This is a genomic window from Asanoa sp. NPDC050611 (genome assembly GCF_040654855.1).
Taxonomy (GTDB): Bacteria; Actinomycetota; Actinomycetes; order Mycobacteriales; family Micromonosporaceae; genus Asanoa.
Window position 1 is genome coordinate 1 of record NZ_JBFAIU010000654.1, and the last position, 1,789, is coordinate 1,789.

At 70.0% G+C, this 1,789-nt stretch carries 1 protein-coding gene; it reads left to right on the forward strand.

Going from position 1 to position 1,789, the window contains the following annotated elements; genetic code table 11:
• Positions 1 to 243: 243 nt before the first annotated feature.
• On the forward strand, positions 244 to 1,698 hold the full coding sequence (gene gndA, locus AB0H87_RS41505; RefSeq protein ID WP_360159278.1) for an NADP-dependent phosphogluconate dehydrogenase: 1,455 nt from the start codon (positions 244 to 246) through the stop codon (positions 1,696 to 1,698).
• The last annotated feature ends 91 nt before the right edge of the window (positions 1,699 to 1,789 follow it).

A 1,789-nucleotide genomic window follows, 5' to 3' on the forward strand; every position in this document is an offset into this window, starting at 1 on the left:
CAGTACCCCAACTGGCGGCTGCCGCTGCCGCTGTCTCGGGAGGAGATCCAGGACCATCCGGGAGTACGCGCCATCGCGCGCCTGCTGGCCGCCGCGCGGCCACGGCCGCGGCACCGGGATTAACCGGGCAAAAAGGGTTTACCACCGCCCGAACGGGGCACCCGCGTCAGCACGGACGGCGGCTCACCGATCAGCGACGACGAGCGCCGACGTCCGGCGTGACAGAAGAGCACGGAGGGGTAGATGAGCACGGAAGCTCGCGCCGAGATCGGCGTGACCGGCCTGTCGGTGATGGGTCGCAACCTCGCCCGCAACCTGGCCCGCAGCGGGTTCAGCGTGGCACTGCACAACCGCACCGTCGCGCGCACCAACAGCCTGGTCGCGGACCACGGTGACGAGGGCGACTTCATCCCGAGCGAGTCGATGGCCGACTTCGTCGCGTCGCTCAAGCGGCCACGCGCGGTCATCATCATGGTCAAGGCCGGCAAGGCGACCGACGCCGTCATCGACGAGCTCGTGCCGTTGCTCGAGAAGGACGACATCGTCATCGACGCCGGCAACGCCCACTTCGTCGACACCGCCCGCCGCGAGCGGGACCTCGCGACCAAGGGCCTGCACTTCGTCGGCACCGGCGTCTCCGGTGGCGAGGAGGGCGCGCTGCTCGGGCCGAGCATCATGCCCGGCGGCTCCGCCGAGTCCTACCGCAAGCTCGGCCCGATCTTCGAGAAGATCGCCGCGCAGGTCGACGGCACCCCGTGCTGCGTGCACGTGGGTCCCGGCGCGGCCGGGCACTTCGTCAAGATGGTGCACAACGGCATCGAGTACGCCGACATGCAGCTCATCGCCGAGGCGTACGACCTGCTCCGGGCGGGTCTCGGTGCCTCGCCCGCGGAGATCGCCGAGATCTTCCGCGAGTGGAACAGCGGCGACCTCGACTCGTTCCTCATCCAGATCACCGCCGAGGTGCTCGCGCACACCGACGGCAAGACCGGCCAGCCGTTCATCGACGTCGTCCAGGACCGCGCCGAGCAGAAGGGCACGGGCCGCTGGACCGTGCAGAGCGCGCTCGACCTGGGCGTCCCGATCACCGGCATCGCCGAGGCGACCTTCGCGCGCTCGCTGTCGGGCCACGTCAAGCAGCGCGAGGCGGCGCAGCGGACCTACGAGGGACGCGCGGCCGACACCGACATCGCGGGCCTCGTGGAAGACCGCAAGCAGTTCGTCGAGGACGTGCGCAACGCGCTCTACGCGTCCAAGATCGTCGCCTACGCGCAGGGCTTCGACCACATCCGCGCCGGCAGCAAGGACAACGACTGGGGCATCGACCCGGGCGCGATGGCGACGATCTGGCGCGGCGGCTGCATCATCCGGGCCAAGTTCCTCGACCGGATCCGCGAGGTGTACGCCGAGAACCCGTACCTCGAGAGCCTGCTGGTCGCGCCGTACTTCGCCGAGGCCGTCGCGAACGGCTTCGACAGCTGGCGGCGCGTCCTCGTCACCGCGATCCGCGGCGGCGTGCCCACCCCGGTCTTCTCCTCGTCGCTGGCCTACCTCGACGCGCTGCGCCGCCCCCGGCTCCCCGCCGCGCTGATCCAGGGCCTGCGGGACAACTTCGGCGCGCACACGTACCACCGCGTCGATCGCGACGGCTCCTTCCACACGATGTGGGCCGAGGACAAGCGGGAGGTCGACGCCTAGCGGCGGCCTCACCACTTCTTCCTAGCGCGTTCCCAGGCAGTTCCGAGCGTCGAACCGTAAGAGATACGGTGTGCCACCACGACAGATCGGA